We start from the raw sequence: 17945 nt of genomic DNA, 5'->3' as shown, positions 1-17945 counted from the left end.
TTAATCCAACCCGATAACCAATGCGGCATTCGCACCACCAAAACCGAAGCTCAAGTTCAGCGTATTACGCAAAGTTTTTGGCCGATGCCCTTCACTGATGTAATCAAGGTCACATTGCGGGTCAGCATTTTTCAGATTGCAGGTCGCGGGCATCATCTGATGTTCCAGCGCTTGCAGGCAGATAATGGATTCAAAGCTGCCCGCCGCGGCAATCAAATGCCCAGAATAGGATTTGGTGCTCGACAGTGGCGTGGTATAGGCCGCCTCGCCAAATGCCTGTTTAATGGCTTGGGTTTCATTCAGATCGTTAAGCTGAGTCGAGGTGCCGTGTAAGTTGACATAATCAATCTCATCGGCGCTCAAACCCGCTTGTTGCAAGGCGTGTTGAATGGTTTTCACCCGCGCCACTTTATCTTCTGCCGGGGCAGTGAAATCAAACGCATCGGAATAGTTACCATAGCCTTTAATTTCGCCGAGGATATTCGCACCACGGGCAATCGCGCCTTCACGTTCTTCCAGACACAGCACCGCCGCGCCTTCGGATAATACAAAGCCGTTTCGGTCCAAACTGAAAGGACAACTGGCTTTACTGGCATCTTCCTGTTCGCGCGCCAGGGCACCCAATATATCGATATTCCATACTGCCGCATTACTGCGCAGAGACTCACCCGCCCCTGCCAGCATCATGGAGGCTCGCCCGCTGCGGATAATTTCAAATGCATCACCAATGGCTATGGTGCCGGTGGCGCAGGCGGCAATCGGTGAGTTTTGATAGCCGCGTAATCCCCAATACAAGCTACATGCCGCGGTACCCGCATTCGGCATCGATAAGAAGCAGCCAAACGGCGTACCCAAGCCGGTTTCCAGATAACCTTCATAGTTATCATGGGTTTCATCCTGCCCAGCCCAGCCGCTACCGATGATAGTGCCGCAATCGAGCAAATCGTAATAATCCGCGACAGATTTCTCCGCGAATGCCATCGCCATGGCCTCTCGTGCGGCGGCCAATGCCAGTCGGGCATAGCGCGGCAGGCGGCGACGTATTGCGGCAGGAACTGATTTCAAATTAGGTTCGGCCTCCAGCAGACCAAAAAAGCGCGACTTGATCCCCTGCGCGGATTTATCGTAATAACGATAACCCAATTTATAATCCATAATAGCTTCCCAGCTTTGCTGCGCAGTCATGCCCATCGGCGTCACACTGCCGTACCCGGTGACAACCACCCGGCGCTGTTTAACTGTATTCGTCATGATTTAATTCCTTTACTGTCCCTGCTGTTATCAACGCCGCCACCTAACGCCAACCACAATTTCATGGTGGCATTCAGATAGTTATATTGAAGTTCGAGCAAACTGGTTTCACTGGTCAGCAGGGCATCCTGCGCATCCAGTAAGGTCTGAAATGAAACGGCACCTGCCTGGTATTGGCTATTAGTCAGCGTTAACCGCCGCTGACTCAGTTGCAGGTTCTGCCACTGATTCTGTTTTTGCTGCTGATAGCTCAGCCGTGCCGTCATGGCGTCATCGACATCTTTAAGGGCGCTGTAAACCTTGCTGCGAAAATCTACGGCGGCCAATTTCACATCCAATTTTGACTGGTCAATGGTGAGTTGCACGGTGTTCCACTGTAAGAAAGGCAACGCACTGTTGGCACTGAGTGTCCGGCTCGGGTTGCTAAACCATTGTGAAAACACCGCACTACCGGCATCCAATGTCGCTCCCAGCGAAAGTGTCGGGTAGAAATTCAGTTTCGCCACATCGGAACCGGCCAATGCCGCACGCAAGCGCCACTCGGCCGCCTGCACATCTGGCCGCTGAGCAATAACCTGTAGTGGCACACTGTTTGCTATCGCGACTTGTTGTTTTAAATCCAATGACTGGCGTTCGGACTGGCGATAATCCGGGGCGCGGTTAAACAGTAATGCCATGGCATTACGCGCAGCTTCCCGTTGCTGCTCAAGGCTTTGATATTGATTTTTCCTATCCAACAGGGTTTGTTGCGCCTGCAATAACTCAATTTCACTGGCATCACCCGCCGCCAGCCGTGAACGCACAATGTTGAGCGTATCTTGCGAGATGGCTAACGCCGCCTGTTGGTAGCCCAACTGCTGATTGAACTTAGCAATCTGCCAATAGAGATCCGCGGTGGTACCAATCAGTGACAGCGCCGTTTCCTGCCGGTCCTGCTCGGTGGCATTCACCAGCCAGGCCGATTGTTCACGGGCGCGGGCCAGTTTGCCCCACAAGTCCAGCTCGTAACTCAGCCCAAGCGAGGTGCTGTAGCTCTCGCGCGGCTGAGTATTTTCATTAAGCGAGCGAGTGTTGCTGCCCGCGCCAGTTAAGGTAACATTCGGTGTCATGTTGGTATTGGTCAGCCCTGCCGTCAGGCGTGCCTGTTGCAACTTAAGACCTGCGGCGGCCAAATCGTTATTACTGACCAACATGTGACTGATGCTGTCCGACAGTTGAGGATCGTCAAAATTCTCCCACCAGTGCACACTATGGTGCAGGTAACCGCCCCCGGTATCTTTCACTCGCCACTCATCGGGAACTGACAACATCGGCCGCTGATATTCGCTTTTCAGTAATGAGCCACAGCCCATAAGCAGCAGGCTTATCAGTAATATTGCAAGTTTAATCATCAATCTGCTCATTCTCGTGCCAATGCCTCAGTCGGATGCAAACGAGCGGCATTGCGCGCCGGGAAAAAGCCAAACCCCAAGCCGATAAGTGCGGAGAAACTGCAAGCCAACACCAATGGGGGCCAGGTGAAAATCATGGTGAACTCTTGGGTAACCCACGAGAAAATCACCCCTGCCAGCGCCGAGCCAACGATCCCTATCAGGCCGCCGAGAGTACAAATCACCACCGCTTCAATCAGGAACTGGGTCATGATGTCACCTGGACGAGCACCGACCGATAGACGAATACCGATTTCATGGGTACGTTCAGTCACCGACACCAACATGATATTCATCACGCCAACTCCGCCCACCAGCAGCGAAATGGCGGCAATCGAGGTGATCAGTAGTGTCATCGAGTCAGAGGTTTTTTGAATGGCCTTACTCATCTGGTCATTGCTCAGAATGAAAAAATCGCGCTGACCGTGGGCACTTTCCAACAGTTTTTCAACATCGCGCTGTACATTATTCAGGTTGTAACCTTCGCGCACCCGCACAGTTATTGACTCCAGTGGAATGTCACCTGAAATACGCTCGGTGAGTGAGGTATAAGGCATCCACGCGGCCAGTAAGCCGCCAAAGGATGAGCCTCCGCGCCTGGCGACACCGATCACGCGCAAGGGAATACCATCGAGTTGAACAATTTCGCCTAGTGGATTTTGCCCGGCAGCAAACAGCGTATCGCTAAGTTCCGGTTGCAGGATGACCACCGGCTCGCGCGCATTGACGTGGCTCTGGGTAAAACCATCACCCACAGAAAAATTCAGCCCTTTCACCTGAAAAAACCCGTGGCTGACGCCAGAGAGCGACACCATCACTTGTTTGTCGCCCCGCACCGCAGCGACCATTTTGCTCACCACTGGGGACAGGCTATCGACATAAGGTTGCTGACTCAGTAGCTCAATATCGGCCTGCGAGAGTGCGCGCTCAAAATCCGGGCGTGGTTTATCCCAGCCAAGCCCTGGGCGAATGTCCAGATTGCTGGTTCCCAATTGGCTAATTTCATTGAGAATTTCCTGACGAGCACCTTCTCCCACCGCCATAGAGGACACCACCGACGAAATGCCGATAATGATGCCCAGCATTGATAAAAAGGCGCGGATTCGATGCCCTAACAGGGCGCGCCAGGCCATTTTGATCGCTTCTCTAACACTCAACCACCAGTGCGGCCGACCGGTGGCAACCGGAGCAGGCAATGCAGCCTGAATCGCGCTGGTCTCTATTGCCTCATTAGTTCGATCGGCAATAATTTCTCCGTCGCTAATTTCGATAATGCGCTGCGCCTGATTGGCGATATTGCGGTCGTGGGTCACGATAATAATGGTGTGGCCGGACTGATGCAGACCATGCAAAATGCCCATCAGTTCCTGACCACTGCTGCGGTCGAGCGCGCCGGTAGGTTCGTCAGCCAGAATAATACCGGCGCCATTCATCAAGGCGCGGGCAATACTCACCCGCTGCTGCTGCCCACCGGATAATTGTGCCGGTTTGTGCAGTAAATGCTGCCCCAACCCCAGACGACGCAACAAATACACCGCGCGCTCATGGCGTTCGGCGGCGGTCATGGCGGTATAAAGCGCCGGGATAACCACATTCTCCGTGGCAGTTAAATACGGCATCAGGTGATAGCGCTGAAAAATAAAACCGATGTACTGGCTGCGTAATTGCGCCAATTGTTCACTGCTGGCCTGCCGTGTCGGGATATGATGAATCGACATCTCGCCCTGTGTCGGCTTATCCAAACAGCCGATGATATTCATTAGTGTCGATTTACCGGAGCCAGAAGCACCAATAATTGCCACCATTTCGCCGCAGTGGATCGACAATGAGATATTCTTGAGCACCGCTATGGATTCTGCGCCGGAAGTAAAATGACGATAGATCCCCTTGAGTTGAATCAATGGGTTATCGTTGGTATCAGCGGAATAGACAGCATTAATGTTCATTGCTGGCTCCTGCTGACGTTCCCAGCAACACCACTTGGTCGCCCTGCGCCAGCCCTGCTTTCACCTCGGCATACTGCGCATTACGCAGACCAACAGCGACCCAGCGCACTGACGTCTGTTTGCCGTTGATAATCTGCACCCGATAGCGCTTATCGGGTTGTTGCTCACCCAACGCAGACAGTGGCACTCGCAACACATTGTTTGCCTGCGCGGTGATAATGAATACCTGCGCAGTCATTGATGTGCGTAATAGCCGCTCTTGGTTGGCAATGTTGAATATGCCGTTGTAATAAACCGCAGAAGGTTGCTGGCTGTTCGCTGAGCCAGAACTGTCTTCGCGCAAACTTTCAGCCGACGCTTCCTGAATAGCATCCATCCGGCTGTCATAGCGACGCTCGGGGTCAGCGACCACATAGAACCACAAGGGTTGCCCTACACTGACTTTGAGAATATCGGTTTCTGAAATGCGCGTGTGTACCGTCATGGTATCGACATTCGCCAGCACCAAAATGGTCGGTGCAGTTTGAGAGGACACAATGGTTTGCCCCTCTTTAGTAACAATGCCCAGCACTTCACCGTCAATCGGCGCCATGATGCGGGTAAAGCCCAGATTGGCTTTTGCTGTTTCCATCGCCATTTGGCTTTGCACAATTTGTGCTTCATTTACATGCAATTGCGCTAGCTGGCTGTCATATTGCGCTTGTGCTTTTTCCAGCGCACTTTTCACGCCAGAACCTTCTTTTGCCAAGGTCTGTTGGCGGCGGAACTCGAGCAGGTACTGGCGTAACAAAGCCTGACTGGCCTGCTTCTGCGCCTGCGCGCTCTGTAATTCAGCTTCCGATTTACGTAATTCGTTTTGCTGCAAAGTCGGATCTATCTCAGCCAACAATTGACCACGGGTAACGCGATCTCCCTGTTTGACATACAGTTTGGTTAGCTGCCCGTTCACCTGCGCGCCCACATTGACCTGCAATGAAGGTTTTAAACTGCCGGTTGCCATGACATTCCGTTCGATATCACCGCGCCCAATGGTTTCAGTTAACGGTGGCACATCCTGCTGGCCACCCGATAGCGACAGCGCGATGACACCACTGACAATCAACAACAATGCGATCAATAACCCCAGCATGAGCTGATGTTTCTTATTTTTCAGGTTGATACGCATCAGTTAACCGCCGCAGGCGTCAGATGGTTTGAGGTCATCGGTTGAGCATGGCGCACCAATTGGCCGTCGTTTAAGCGGAAAACACGGTCAAACAGCGGTAACACACTTTCGCTGTGGGTCACGGTTATCAATGTTTTCTGATAGTCACGGCAGTGAGCGAGCAGAGTCTGCATCACCTGCTGAGCGGTTTCTTCGTCCAGGTTGGCCGTGGGTTCATCCAGGACCAATACCGGACAATCGCTGTACATAGCGCGAGCCAGTAATAAGCGCTGACGTTGCCCCAAGGAAAGTGCGGCGTGACTTTCGCGCACCAGCGCGTTGAGGCCACCGGGTAATTTTTCGATAACTTGGGTTAATTGCAGCCCTTGCAGTGAGCGTTCGATACGTTGGCGCTTATCGGTATCCAGATGTCCATCAAACAAAGTGATGTTTTGTAATACCGAAGCATTAAACAGAATGTCTTCCTGACTTTGCAGAAAGAACAGAGCGTGTGCTTGTTGGAAATCAACGGTTTCACCATCGACCAATACCTGCCCTTGCTGTGGTGGCATCAATCCTGCCATCACTTTTAGCAAAGTACTTTTCCCGGCACCGGACTCGCCGATAATCGCCACACTTTGCCCGCGCGTCAGGGACAGCGATAAATCACGCAATACCGGCTGGCTGGCATCGTAGGCGAAGCGAATGTTCTGATAGACCAATTTCTGCGTAAATGTCGGTGGTGCGGTCGGAATGGATGAATGCTTTTCCGCTGATGTAGACTGCCCGGCCGGAAACAGGTCGCGCGCGCGGATATCAATAACGTGCAACTGGTTTTTCTGCAAAATCGCATAGAAAATCTTGGTGATATAGGAGGTAAAAATCTCGCGCACAAAGCTATAGGCGAAGAACTCCCCCAGACTCAGTGCTCCCTGCTTCAGCAGCGGCAAAGCCAGCAGCATAAAGAACACCATTTCCAGACTGCCAATCAGCTGATACAGGCTATTTTTAACCTGATCGTAGATTTTCTTCTTCTGCAAGGTCGTGAATAACGACAGCGCCAAACCCGCAAATACCCCCTGGCGCTGGCTGGATAAACCGGCCGATTTAATGGTGGAAAAACCCTGAATGGTTTCCAGAATATAATCACTTTGCTCGGCACCTTTCACCTGTAACTGCTGGGTGTAGTAGCGGTCACGGTAGATGGCCCAAATACTGATAAGCCCCATCAACATGACACCAATAGCAGATACCATCGCCAGCAGTGGACTCATGTAGCACATCACTGCCAGCGCGATGGCACCAATTATCCAATCGGTACGCAGGCCATTATCCAGCTCGATTTTTTGCGTTGCCGCCATCTGCCAGTTCGAGAACCGGCTAAAGATGTCACCCGGCGCTCGCTTATCAAAGAAGTTCAGCGAGTGACTAAGCAAGCGAGAGAAACCCGCGACACTGTTAAGCACCACAAAGTGTTTGATATAACGCTCAGTGATATATCGCACGCAAAAAGCGAGTGACGTGGAGACCACAAAAGCCAGCAGAAAATAGAAATAGGGGAAATCTTTATCGCCCGCAGAAGAGAACACATCATTGATGGCGCTGCTGACCATGGTCGGCATAATAAACAGTGTCAGCGAGATCAAAAACGCCAACGTCATCAACCAATAGATACCGCGAATACTGGCAGTTTCTTTCAAGCTCATGCAATCGAGCGCACTGAGTCGCTTGCTGCGTTTAATCTGCTTCACCGCTTCCGGTGAGGCGGGCGTTTCCGGATCCAGTACCAGCGCATAACCACTGATTTCTGCTTTCAGTGCATCCAGCGGCAGTAACTGCTGCCCGATAGCCGGGTTCATGACGCAGACATAGTTACCTTTACGATACGCCAGCAGCACATAATGGCTGGCACCATAATGCAAGATGGCGGGCAGCGGTAAGGCCGACAGCTCTTGATGCTCAAACACCACCGGATAAGCCGGTATTGCCAACTCAGATAAAATAGTACAAAGCGTGGCCAGTGATGTGCCATGCCCAGAGGCAGGATAACGCTCACGCAAGCTTTCCAGCGGTGCATCGATGCCTTGCGTCTGTGCCAGCATCGCAATACAGGCCAAACCACATTCATTGGTTTCGCTTTGAAAAACTAGCGTTGGGATTATCTTTTCCATTTTCTACTATTCTTCGTCAGTGACATTATTCGTTAATAAAAAATAACGAATGTGAGTGCCATAACAGCCAATCTTGCGGGTGCTGCGTCATGGACTTTTCAATCAATTCAGGTAATTTACCTTTCACTTCCCGCGAGCTAACTGATGGATAAATATGTATTTTTATTTCTTCGTCGTAATACAGATAATAAAAAACCACCTGCGCTGAAAGTGCTCTGGCAAGACGAATAATGCCGCTGTGTAAATTGGCCGGGCGGTTAAACAGTTGGCAGGCCATTTTGGCTGTTTCTGCTGGCTGGTTATTGACGGTGTAATCCGGCGTAATATCAGGAAAAATCATAATATTTCGCTTATGCTCGGCCGCTTCCATAATGGCATCCATCAGGTTACCGGCGATGGCACGGCTGTCTGCGTGGATGGAACAATAGGAAATATTCACCCCACCCATTTGCCGCGCCTGCTCTTCATAAGCCTCAGCACTGGCTGAAACCACCACGGTTGCCTGACCCGGATAAGCATTCGCCCCCACCATACCGGCTAGCACATCGGAAACCATATGCAATGGCGCCAAAATAACCGGAGAACCGGCCTTATGCAGCGCACTAACCTGACGGTCTAACTGCTGAGTGCACGCCGCTAACTGGGCTAAAACTTGCCGGTTTTGACCATAAGTCGCTGCCAGTTCCAACACCTGACGGCGCTGTGCAATACCCATAAATTGCCGTGCTGATAGGCTAGTGCGACCATTGAGTAAACACTGGCTATTTGCCGCCGCCACACGCGCCAGATTTTTCTGACGCCGCGAAGCCAAACCGAAAGCCCGGCGCAAAGCACCGAGCATCAGCAAGCAGCGATAATCACCGTGCCGTAACAGCCAGATTGCTACCATGCCCTGCCCGCGTGCGAGTAAGCGCCCACTAAAAGCCAGCTTGTCGAGCTGGTTTCGCCAGGCAAAATAACCCCATACTGCTAGCAGTCTCATTATTTCTCCAGCGCCTTATCGTGCTCGAGTAAGGACAAGAGATGATCCGAGAATGCTGGGAATTCCCTGTCCTGCAACGCTATCCATTTTTTGCCAACAATAAAGGTCGGAGTCGCGTCTATCTTGTAATGCGCAGTCACTGCCGTCATATAGGAAATTAACGCTTTAACTTCAGCGGACTGGCTCACTTGCTGGTATTGAGCCACGTCAATATCGTTCGCTTTTAGCCAGGTTTCGAGTTGCTGGCTATCAGTAAGATCAATGTTGCCTTCAAGTACCGCTTTGTAAGCGCTTTGACGATGTTGCGGCTCAATGCCCATCACCGATAAGGTGGCAAAAATAGGTGAAAAACGCCCCAAGCCAGTGGCTTTATCACTGCTGATATGCAGGCGGATAAAACGAGTTCCTTCTGGCATGCGGTCTTCTAATTTAGCGACATTCTCTTCATTGATGGCGCAGTAATGGCAGCCATAAGAGAAGATCTCAATAATGCTGTTATCGTCTTTGATTGGGCTGTTTTCAATCTCACTGCTGCCGACAGAGAACAGGCTTTCCTGCGCATCCTGATTGAGGACGAAATAGTGGAAATAGGCCGTTGTTATCAATGAAGAAATAAGAATAACCAACAGTGTGTAGCCTATAAATAATCCCTTACTCCTAAAAATGTTGTTTTGCGTAGACATAATGAGTTTTATTCACAATCAGGGGTTTAGGTAAGACATAAATAATATTTATATCCGCGGAATAATTTTTCTAATATTTAATTAATGCGAAAATTCTTGAATTTAAGCATCAGTGACTCGTTAAAAAAAACAAATCAGGCAAGTACAGAAATCCCTCCCGCACTTACCTGGGATACGATTAAATATCGATAAAATTTAACGAATACTTAATTAACGACAGTTAGCAATGCTGCTAGGCGCAGAAGTTTGGCTTAATACTTTACCGTGTTTATCAGTACAAGTAGTAATAACCTGACAAGTCAAAGTTGTGCTGCCAGTCAACCATTCATAAGTATCTTTACAAGTTTGACCAGTACCACCAACGATAGAATTGGCATCAGCCATATTCATTTTTTTCATGATAAAATCCTTAAAAGAAATAAAAATAACAGTCTATTTATTTAATAGCCCATTGAAGTATGCGTTTCACTTTTAGGTTAAGGCCTAATATCCAAGTAATCTAACGCAACAGATTTATACTATACCAACACAACACATTACAACCTAAAAATAGTATTTATTTATTTTTAATAACCAATACAAATAAATACCACGGGAGCCTACTGCCATATAAAAATAGCAGTCACCTCTCCAAATTAAGAATATAAAAAAGCTAATTTAAAACTAGTTTTATATTCATAATAATCCATACACTCCGACAATGAATGTATATTAATCTACATTACATATAAGACATAATAACCACTCCACTACCGCTAAACGTGCCCGCATCAGGTAATGATGGTGCATGAAGTGTTGATTCAATGGGGAAAGATGTATTTCCCACACCAGCAGTTACTACAACTCCATTATACAAATCCTGACCCGCAACTTTCAGTGTCGATGTTAGATTACCATTCTGTCCAAGACTGATGCTTTTGTTACCTACGAGTGTCAATTTCAATGATGTATTAGCTGTACAATTAATCATTAGAGGCTCTGTTTTTACTGCACCATCAACAAGTTGCTGATTCATTGAACCATAATTTATATAGACATCGCCGGTGATATCACAGGTTTCTGGGGTCGGCGGAACCGCGCCACAGTAGGAACCAGGAATAGAATTACCCGAAAAGTTGATGTCATTAGTTCCTTGCCAATACATCACACCAAAACAAGTACTTGCCGCTCGCAATATATTTGTCGTGGTCGCCCAGCCGCCTGAAATACCATTTTTTGCAATAAATGCAGTTCTCATATCCTGTGCCGTCGCGCCACGAGAAACAGTAACTCGGGTAGAGGTATAGGAGGGGTTAGCACAAAGTTCATCCTGATCACTTGAATAATGGCATATTGCTACAGAGCAGGAGGCAGAATTACAAAGTTGAACACCGCCACTTTCCTCACTTGGCCAAGAAAAAGTACCGGTATATTGTCCATTAACCCGCGTTTGAGTCGAAACCCAGGCACTGGCCTGACTATAAAACGGAAATAAGAACAGCATGCAAGCGATTAGCCAGCAATATTTATAACTTAATTGCGTATTAGGCTGTGTCATTCGTTTAGGTTCCATTGTCTCTATCTGCATATTCACATTTAAGCGACTGATAATAAATTTCAGTGTTGACGTATGCATATTTAAATAAATTAGTGAGTTACTCTCATTAATAATATTGCAGGTTAAATGTTGCGACTGCACTGAACTCACCGCGTTTAATGGTGCGTTGAGTTATCGCATCCGGTTCGCCCCGGACATAAGCTTTTAAGGTAATAATATTATTACCCGTATCCAGTGCGATATCGTCACTCGATTGATTTAGATACAACGGTTTTCCTGCCAAGGTTTCAAGACCAATGGCGATTCCCATATCACTACTGTCAACTGCCAACAATCCGGGTAAATTAACACTGTCATTACCCGTAAAAATAATATTGGCCGTTGTGCCTAAGCTGATATCACAATCGACTAAATGTATTTGAAACTGTTTTCCTAATGTTCGCTGATTCGAATACAAGTATTTATCAACGACAGTACCAAAATTTAAACTAATAGCATCATCACCAGGACGAATCGTACAAGGCTCAGCAACTAATGCACCATGAAAACGCATATTGTCAGCAGCCAATGCAGGTATAGTCCAAAAAATATTCAGAATAAGTATACTTACAATAGTTTTCCTACAGCACATCAGCAGATTTAAATTAGTCATCATTTGATCCTATTGATAATCCACTAATAATGTAGCGGTAGCCTCAAAGCGTCCCTCACTTAATGTTGCGCCCGCGGCCTTAACAGGCACGGCTTTAAGTACCGGTGGGTTATTTTTGTCATAAGCCACTCGGGTATTAAGTGCAAAAGGAATACCATTTTTCAGTATACGAACGCCCAGATCCTGAACATCGGTTTGTATCGCTGCGGGATCAAATGTCGCCACGGAAGCACTGACAATCGTTATACCTAACTCCAGGCTGCTACTGACTGTTTCGCACGTCATGCTGTAAGGCACAGTCTGGGTATAATTGACGCCATCAATCTTGTTAACACCCAAATTTTCCCCGAAAGGCACATCTATTATGCTGCCGCCATTAATCACGCAAGGCGGCGGATTAATTAATGTCCCTGAGAACAGCATGTTGTCTGCATCGGCAAACGTACTACCGAGAGCCAGCACCACCGCAACAGAGCAGCGCGAAATCAGTGAATTAATGTTCATTTACTGATACTCCACAAGCAGGGTCGCTGTGCCGGCAAAATAGCCAGTGCTCAACGTTGCATTTGTTTGCTTGACCGGTACCGCCTGTAATACAGGAACATTCGGATAGGTAAAGTTGGATGCAGTATTCAGTGGAAATTCCAGCCCATTACGTATCAACTTGATCCCCAGAGCCGAATTGCTCGTTTTCAGGACACTGGTATCAAAATCGGCCCCATTACCTATAATGCTTAATTTCAATGCATTAGAGGCGGCCGAAGTACAGTCCAACGTATAATTAACCGGCTGCATGTAGTTGGTGCCATTGATATCTGATGTCAGGACGGTATCGCCAAAATTGACATTGATAGTGTTATTACCGTTAATCACACAAGGCGGTGCGGCAAAAATAGTGACCGAGACATTGACCGTCGCGGTCTTATTTAATGCCCATGCCGGGCTACTTAATAATGTTGCCGTCCCTACGATGGTTGTCATCCCAATCATGGCCAGCCGGGTCACTATTCCCCTACAATTAACAGCCATCCCACCTTCCTTCTTTATCATTTAGCCGGACATCCGCTCAGTCTTATTCTTATACGTCGTAGCGGAATGCACTGTTACTTGATACTTTCCACCACAGAACACGCGCTACCCGTACAGCCAAAGATCAATTTTGGGCGACCGCCGAAATCGTTAACATAGGTCAGCACTGGCTTGCTGCCTAATGCCGCAGCACTCACTTCCAACATGCCCTGCGCTTTGGGTGCAATCATCAGCGGCTTGAAACCTGCGGCCGTTTTGCCGGTTTTACTCTCACTGGCATCGACCAGCGTGATGTAATACGGCGTCGGGTTATTCACCTGATAGCGATCGCCCTGACGAGTCAGCTGTAACTTCTCCTGCCAGGGAGTCGACATATCGGCCTTTTGTGGCACTATGCCCGCAGGGCGGTAGAAAAGTTTGATACGCGTTTGCAAGGCAATCTGCAAAGTATTGGGCTTGTCCGACCGTGGTGGGATTTCGCGCAGGTTAAAATAGAACAAGGTTTCCCGGTCTTGTGCCAACTGATTTACCGCAGGCAAACTTTGTATTTTTAACTGGCTCATCGCGCCCGGTTCTACCCGCTGAACCGGTGGAACAACCGTCAACGGTGAATTGATTTTGTTACCCTGCTCATCTTCAATCCACCCCTGCGCCAGATAAGGTAATTCCTTATTCTGGTTGCTGATGTTTAAGCTGATCGACTTATCGCCACCATTAAGAATGGCCCGGGTTCTGTCCAGGGCAATCGCTGCTGTTGCTTGCTGAGTCATCAGTGCCGTCACCAAAATGGTGGTGATACGCAATTTGTTATTCAATTTCATTACTTTTTCCTTCGAATTCATTACTTTTTCTCTCGAATTAATATTGTCAGAACCTGGTGGCACCCAACGTTTTCGCTGATCTGAACGGGCACTGACCCGCAGGTTCATTACTCAACCTTTCTACTGTGATACCGCAGCGTTATCCCTCGCCGCTGTTGGCTGGCAAGGTAACAGTAGATTCGCCAATATTGCTGGAGAAAGCGCCTTCGGTAAGGTGATGCTGCATTGCGCCTGACCATTCCAGTTTACTGACATGGTTTCACCGGCTTTGATCCCACTGAGATAAGTGGAGCCATCGTCGTTAACAATGCCGGTCTCTTGCTGATTTTCATTTAACACGGTGGCCCCAAATGGCGGTGATGTGCCATCTGCCATACGTATCATCGCCATCGCTTTTTCGCCGGAAATCACATTAAAACGGCGATAACCAATTGCACCTTCGGTCAGTGTGACCTGTGCAACGGTTCCTCTGGCTTCAACATCATCAGCCAGGTTATCGATATCTATACTGGCCCGATTGCGGTAGTAGCTATTCACATCACCGACCACCGCTTTACCAAACTGGTTGGTGCGTATCGATGAGCCATACCCCTGAACCGGAACGCCAGATACACCTTGGGTATCCAGTAACAATCGGGTGCCACCAAGGGTATTTACCCGATGTAGAGCACCGCCTTCAGCCGTGATAGTTGCGCCGCCCTGAATACCTAAACCAACAGAAGAGTATTGCCCTTCCTGATAACTGGCATTGGCGTTGATATCCGCACTATTCCCTATGTGGTTATAGTTACCACTGACTAACACGCCGCTACGTGCTACCCCGGTATTGATCTGGTAGTTGTTGTGAGCATCCAGACGATCGGTATAACCCACTCGCTGACTATGTTCACTGCCACTCACCGTCGCGCTATAACTGATGGTTGCGCTGTTACCAAATGGCATCGACATGGACAAATACACGCCATCGTCATTGCTTTCGTTATAGCGGTTACGGTAAGCCGAGAAGGTCAAACTGACATTTTTCACTTTACCAATATCAAAATAACGCGAGAGTGACAGGTTATAGCGGTCATTCGCCGAGCGATCCCAATAAGTCTGATGGCTATAGTTCAGATACGCGCTCAGCCCCAGATCCTGAAATTGCTGGTTAAAGCTGATGGTGTACATCTCTTTATTGCCACCCACGTCATTGTTGCGATAACGCGCGTCGAGATATTCACTCATGCTCATAAAATTACGTTCAGAGAAGCGATAGCCCGCAAACGTCACCTGACTACCTGTTTCCTGAAAGTTTTTCGAATAGTTGACTCGATAAGAGCCACCACTCAAAGTGCCTTGTTCGGGTAAAGTGGCCCATGATTGGGTCATATCAACCGACACCGCACCCAATTCCATCAAGTCACGGCCAATCCCCAAAGATGCCGCTTGATATTCGTTTTCACCACTCATCGCGCCACCAAACAGTGACCAGCCGCTGTTGATCCCCCAGGAGAATTCCCCGGTGCCAAACACTGGCCCTTCCGCCCGATGCCCGATATCCGAAGGCTTGCCGGCAGCGATACGGTAACGCACCATTCCGGGGCGAGTCAGGTAAGGAATACTGGCGGTATTCACTTGAAATTGTTGAACTTGTCCGTCAAGTTCCTCTACCCGCACATCCAACGTACCAGAGACAAAACTGTTCAAGTTCTGAATACGGAAAGGGCCGGCAGCAACCAACGTTTCACTCAACACACGCCCTTGCTGACTCACTATGACCCGCGCGTTAGTACGGGCAACGCCGGTAATTTCTGGTGCATAGCCACGTAAATTTGGCGGTAACATATTGTCATCCGTCGCCAAACTCGCGCCGTTAAAACGGAAGCTGTCAAAGATGGACGAGTTGAGAAAATCTTCACCCAGCGTCAACTTGGCTCCCAAACTCGGGATAGCACGATAAGCGTAATAGCGGCTCCAATCCCATTGGCGCTCCGTCGATGAACCCGATGATTGGTCGACACTCATCTGCCAGTCAGCGCGGAATCGCCAGGCACCCAGGTTAGCGCCGGTGGTTCCGTTACCGCTTAACGTATTGTTATTGGTATTGTTCGTTTCCTGGCGGTTCAATTGCCCTAACAAGTTGTAATCAAACAGCACACCGGGAATACCCTCCTCCCAGCGAGAAGGCGGATCCCAATCCGGTTCGCTGTATTCCAGCCAGGCTTGCGGCACACTCAGGTACAGAGATGACTTTGCCAAATCACCTTCCACGGTCAGGCCGGGTAAGCTGCTAATATCCAGACACTCCCCATTACGCGACCAGATTAGTTTTTTGACGCTATCTTCTTTCAATGCCAACAGCTCAATTAGCTGAGGTGTTAAACACGCCTCACTTTTTTTTGCATCTTTTTCTGAGGCGTAGAACACAATCGGCTGTTCGCTAAGCTCCTGTTTGTTCATGCTAACCAACAAGTTATAATTCCCAGGCATGATGTAGCCGCGTTGGGAGAACTGGCTCAGGTCAAAATTAGCGCGATCCTTGGTATCCAGCACATCGGTATTAAACTGAATGTCATCGTTGGCCAGCACACCGTAAGTATTGCCACTTAATGCAATCACAATCAAAATTCGCAATAAATCACGACGGGCAAAACCGGAGGTGATGGAACGAGCGGATACCATGAGATATGTCACCTTACTCATTGAAATCAGTAATAATCCAATTTGAAACGAACGCTAGAATGATAATTTCCAGCACGCAGCGTCTTGCCATTGCCCACTAACCGCAGGGCATAATTGAGTTTCATCTCAGCAGGGATAATATTGATCTCCGGTGATGCCACCCCGGGATTCGAAACATAGCCTTTATCATCAATGATTTGCATTGCCACTCCCTCGGCTTCACCATTAACCGCAAAATTATTACCGTCCGCAGCACCGTCAAATGTCACAACAAAATGTTGCTGGTTCGACTTATCTGGATCGAGGTGAACTAGCGTGCAATCGAGCAAGCGGATCGCAAACGGGTGTTCATCCCCGACACCGTTCTGAACTAACTGGCCGATAGGAAAAATCGCCATATCAATCGTTTGTTCCAAACTACCGGGATCTATCGCACAAGCAGTATCAGTAATACTTCCTTCCATAGTCACGCGACCCCAATCGGTCTTCATGGGATCGGCCATTACCGGGATACTCAGCAATGACGCCATAAGTAAGGAAGGAGGCACTATCAAAAAAAATGACCTGGACATAAATCACCTAGCTCATCCAATCCGTCTCTTTTTCAAGAGAAAAAGACATGCGGATTTTCCGCATGTCCAATTAGAAAAGGGTGACTTATTGGTAAGCCAGGGTGAAGTCAGCAACGCTTGAGAAGCTACCTGGTTTGATAGCGTCGGATGCAGTGCTGCCCTGCAGGTAAGCAGAGAATGCCAGGGTGTTGTTGCCAGTAACCAGAGTCTGCTGCTCAGTCGCAGTACCCAAAGTAACAACAGAACCAGTACCATCAACGATTGCAATACCAGCACCTTCAGCGACGCCAGTGATACCCAGCAGGCCAGGGACTGCTGCTGATTCTGCACCGCCGAAAGTGGTGGTTACAGTTTTCAGAGTCGTGGTGTCACAGTTTTCCAATTTGATTTTGAAATCATGTGCAGATGATTTGCCGCCATTTTGCAGTGCCACGTTAGAGATTTGGCCCATTTCAACAGTCTGTGCATCTGAACCTGCTGCGATTGAGCAAGGTGCATCAATGATTGAACCATTGAAAGTCACAGTACCTTGGCCTTGATCAGCCGCGTTAGCCATAGAAGCAAAACCTAATACCAGACCAGCAGCCAAGATAGTTTTATTCAGTTTCATTACGTGATTCCTTTATACACAATTAAAATTTTGCCAGCCGAATTACCTTAATAAAATCAAGGTAAATACCGCATCGAAGTCGTTTGAAAAATATAAATTCATGCGGTTTCTTATCGATTAAATACGAGAAGATAAACCGTGAACTGCTTAGAGCCATAAAGTCAAAATGGAGGCATTGAAAAATGCCAGCATCTTAAGAAAACATTTAAATAACGATAGAGCCCTTTTTGTTCGACGCAGATAATACAAATATAACGTCATAGTTCATAGTTATTTAATTCAAACAGTCAAAATTCAGAGTGTTTATCTCAATTGACTAATTTAAAACAATAATATCGATAACTTTGATCGATAAACATTGTACCTTCGACATTTACCACTGCAAAACACAACAAATCGACACATTAGATCGCTAAAAGTCGCTTTGTCAAAATTAATGATTGCTTATTCCATAAG

16 protein-coding genes are annotated in these 17945 nt (G+C 48.3%); all 16 read right to left on the bottom strand.

The features are described from left to right. Positions 1 to 1251: a beta-ketoacyl-[acyl-carrier-protein] synthase family protein gene (locus HU019_RS07680; RefSeq protein ID WP_174849011.1), complete on the bottom strand. Its 1251-nt coding sequence runs from the start codon at positions 1249 to 1251 to the stop codon at positions 1 to 3. Next, the gene (locus tag HU019_RS07675; RefSeq protein ID WP_174849012.1) at positions 1248 to 2654 is read right to left on the bottom strand and encodes an efflux transporter outer membrane subunit; all 1407 of its coding nucleotides are present in this window, start codon (positions 2652 to 2654) and stop codon (positions 1248 to 1250) included. The genes HU019_RS07680 and HU019_RS07675 overlap by 4 nt, the downstream gene beginning before the upstream one ends. Further along, entirely contained in the window at positions 2651 to 4627 is a 1977-nt protein-coding gene (locus tag HU019_RS07670) for an ABC transporter permease (protein WP_174849013.1), read from the bottom strand. The genes HU019_RS07675 and HU019_RS07670 overlap by 4 nt, the downstream gene beginning before the upstream one ends. Continuing rightward, on the bottom strand, positions 4617 to 5792 hold the full coding sequence (locus HU019_RS07665; protein WP_174849014.1) for an efflux RND transporter periplasmic adaptor subunit: 1176 nt from the start codon (positions 5790 to 5792) through the stop codon (positions 4617 to 4619). Before HU019_RS07665 ends, HU019_RS07670 begins: the two co-directional genes overlap by 11 nt. Further along, positions 5792 to 7942: a peptidase domain-containing ABC transporter gene (locus tag HU019_RS07660; RefSeq protein ID WP_174849015.1), complete on the bottom strand. Its 2151-nt coding sequence runs from the start codon at positions 7940 to 7942 to the stop codon at positions 5792 to 5794. Before HU019_RS07660 ends, HU019_RS07665 begins: the two co-directional genes overlap by 1 nt. Before the next feature lie 25 nt (positions 7943 to 7967). After that, a complete protein-coding gene (locus HU019_RS07655; protein WP_174849016.1) occupies positions 7968 to 8924 on the bottom strand; it encodes a lysophospholipid acyltransferase family protein in 957 nt (318 codons plus the stop codon). Next, positions 8924 to 9550: a DsbA family protein gene (locus HU019_RS07650; RefSeq protein ID WP_174849017.1), complete on the bottom strand. Its 627-nt coding sequence runs from the start codon at positions 9548 to 9550 to the stop codon at positions 8924 to 8926. Before HU019_RS07650 ends, HU019_RS07655 begins: the two co-directional genes overlap by 1 nt. 267 nt (positions 9551 to 9817) lie before the next feature. Further along, entirely contained in the window at positions 9818 to 10006 is a 189-nt protein-coding gene (locus HU019_RS07645) for a DUF4762 family protein (protein WP_174849018.1), read from the bottom strand. 322 nt (positions 10007 to 10328) lie between these two features. Beyond that, on the bottom strand, positions 10329 to 11159 hold the full coding sequence (locus HU019_RS07640; RefSeq protein ID WP_174849025.1) for an MrpH family fimbial adhesin: 831 nt from the start codon (positions 11157 to 11159) through the stop codon (positions 10329 to 10331). A 91-nt stretch (positions 11160 to 11250) separates the two neighbouring features. Beyond that, the gene (locus HU019_RS07635; protein WP_174849026.1) at positions 11251 to 11796 is read right to left on the bottom strand and encodes a fimbrial protein; all 546 of its coding nucleotides are present in this window, start codon (positions 11794 to 11796) and stop codon (positions 11251 to 11253) included. A gap of 9 nt (positions 11797 to 11805) precedes the next feature. Next, positions 11806 to 12300 carry a fimbrial protein gene (locus tag HU019_RS07630; RefSeq protein WP_174849019.1) on the bottom strand — a complete coding sequence of 165 codons (495 nt, stop codon included), beginning with the start codon at positions 12298 to 12300 and terminating at the stop codon, positions 11806 to 11808. Continuing rightward, a complete protein-coding gene (locus tag HU019_RS07625) occupies positions 12301 to 12825 on the bottom strand; it encodes a fimbrial protein (RefSeq protein WP_174849020.1) in 525 nt (174 codons plus the stop codon). A 74-nt stretch (positions 12826 to 12899) separates the two neighbouring features. Beyond that, positions 12900 to 13646, bottom strand: a complete 747-nt coding sequence (locus HU019_RS07620; protein WP_174849021.1) for a fimbria/pilus periplasmic chaperone — start codon at positions 13644 to 13646, stop codon at positions 12900 to 12902. Between the two features lie 120 nt (positions 13647 to 13766). Next, complete coding sequence (locus HU019_RS07615; RefSeq protein WP_174849022.1) at positions 13767 to 16307, bottom strand: outer membrane usher protein; 2541 nt, start codon at positions 16305 to 16307, stop codon at positions 13767 to 13769. Between the two features lie 26 nt (positions 16308 to 16333). Continuing rightward, positions 16334 to 16837: a fimbrial protein gene (locus tag HU019_RS07610; RefSeq protein ID WP_174849027.1), complete on the bottom strand. Its 504-nt coding sequence runs from the start codon at positions 16835 to 16837 to the stop codon at positions 16334 to 16336. A 127-nt stretch (positions 16838 to 16964) separates the two neighbouring features. After that, on the bottom strand, positions 16965 to 17489 hold the full coding sequence (locus tag HU019_RS07605; RefSeq protein WP_077174194.1) for a fimbrial protein: 525 nt from the start codon (positions 17487 to 17489) through the stop codon (positions 16965 to 16967). Positions 17490 to 17945 lie beyond the last annotated feature (456 nt).

This window comes from Yersinia artesiana (assembly GCF_902726545.1).
In the GTDB taxonomy this organism is placed as follows: Bacteria; Pseudomonadota; Gammaproteobacteria; order Enterobacterales; family Enterobacteriaceae; genus Yersinia; species Yersinia artesiana.
This window is presented reverse-complemented; position numbering and strand designations above follow the sequence as displayed.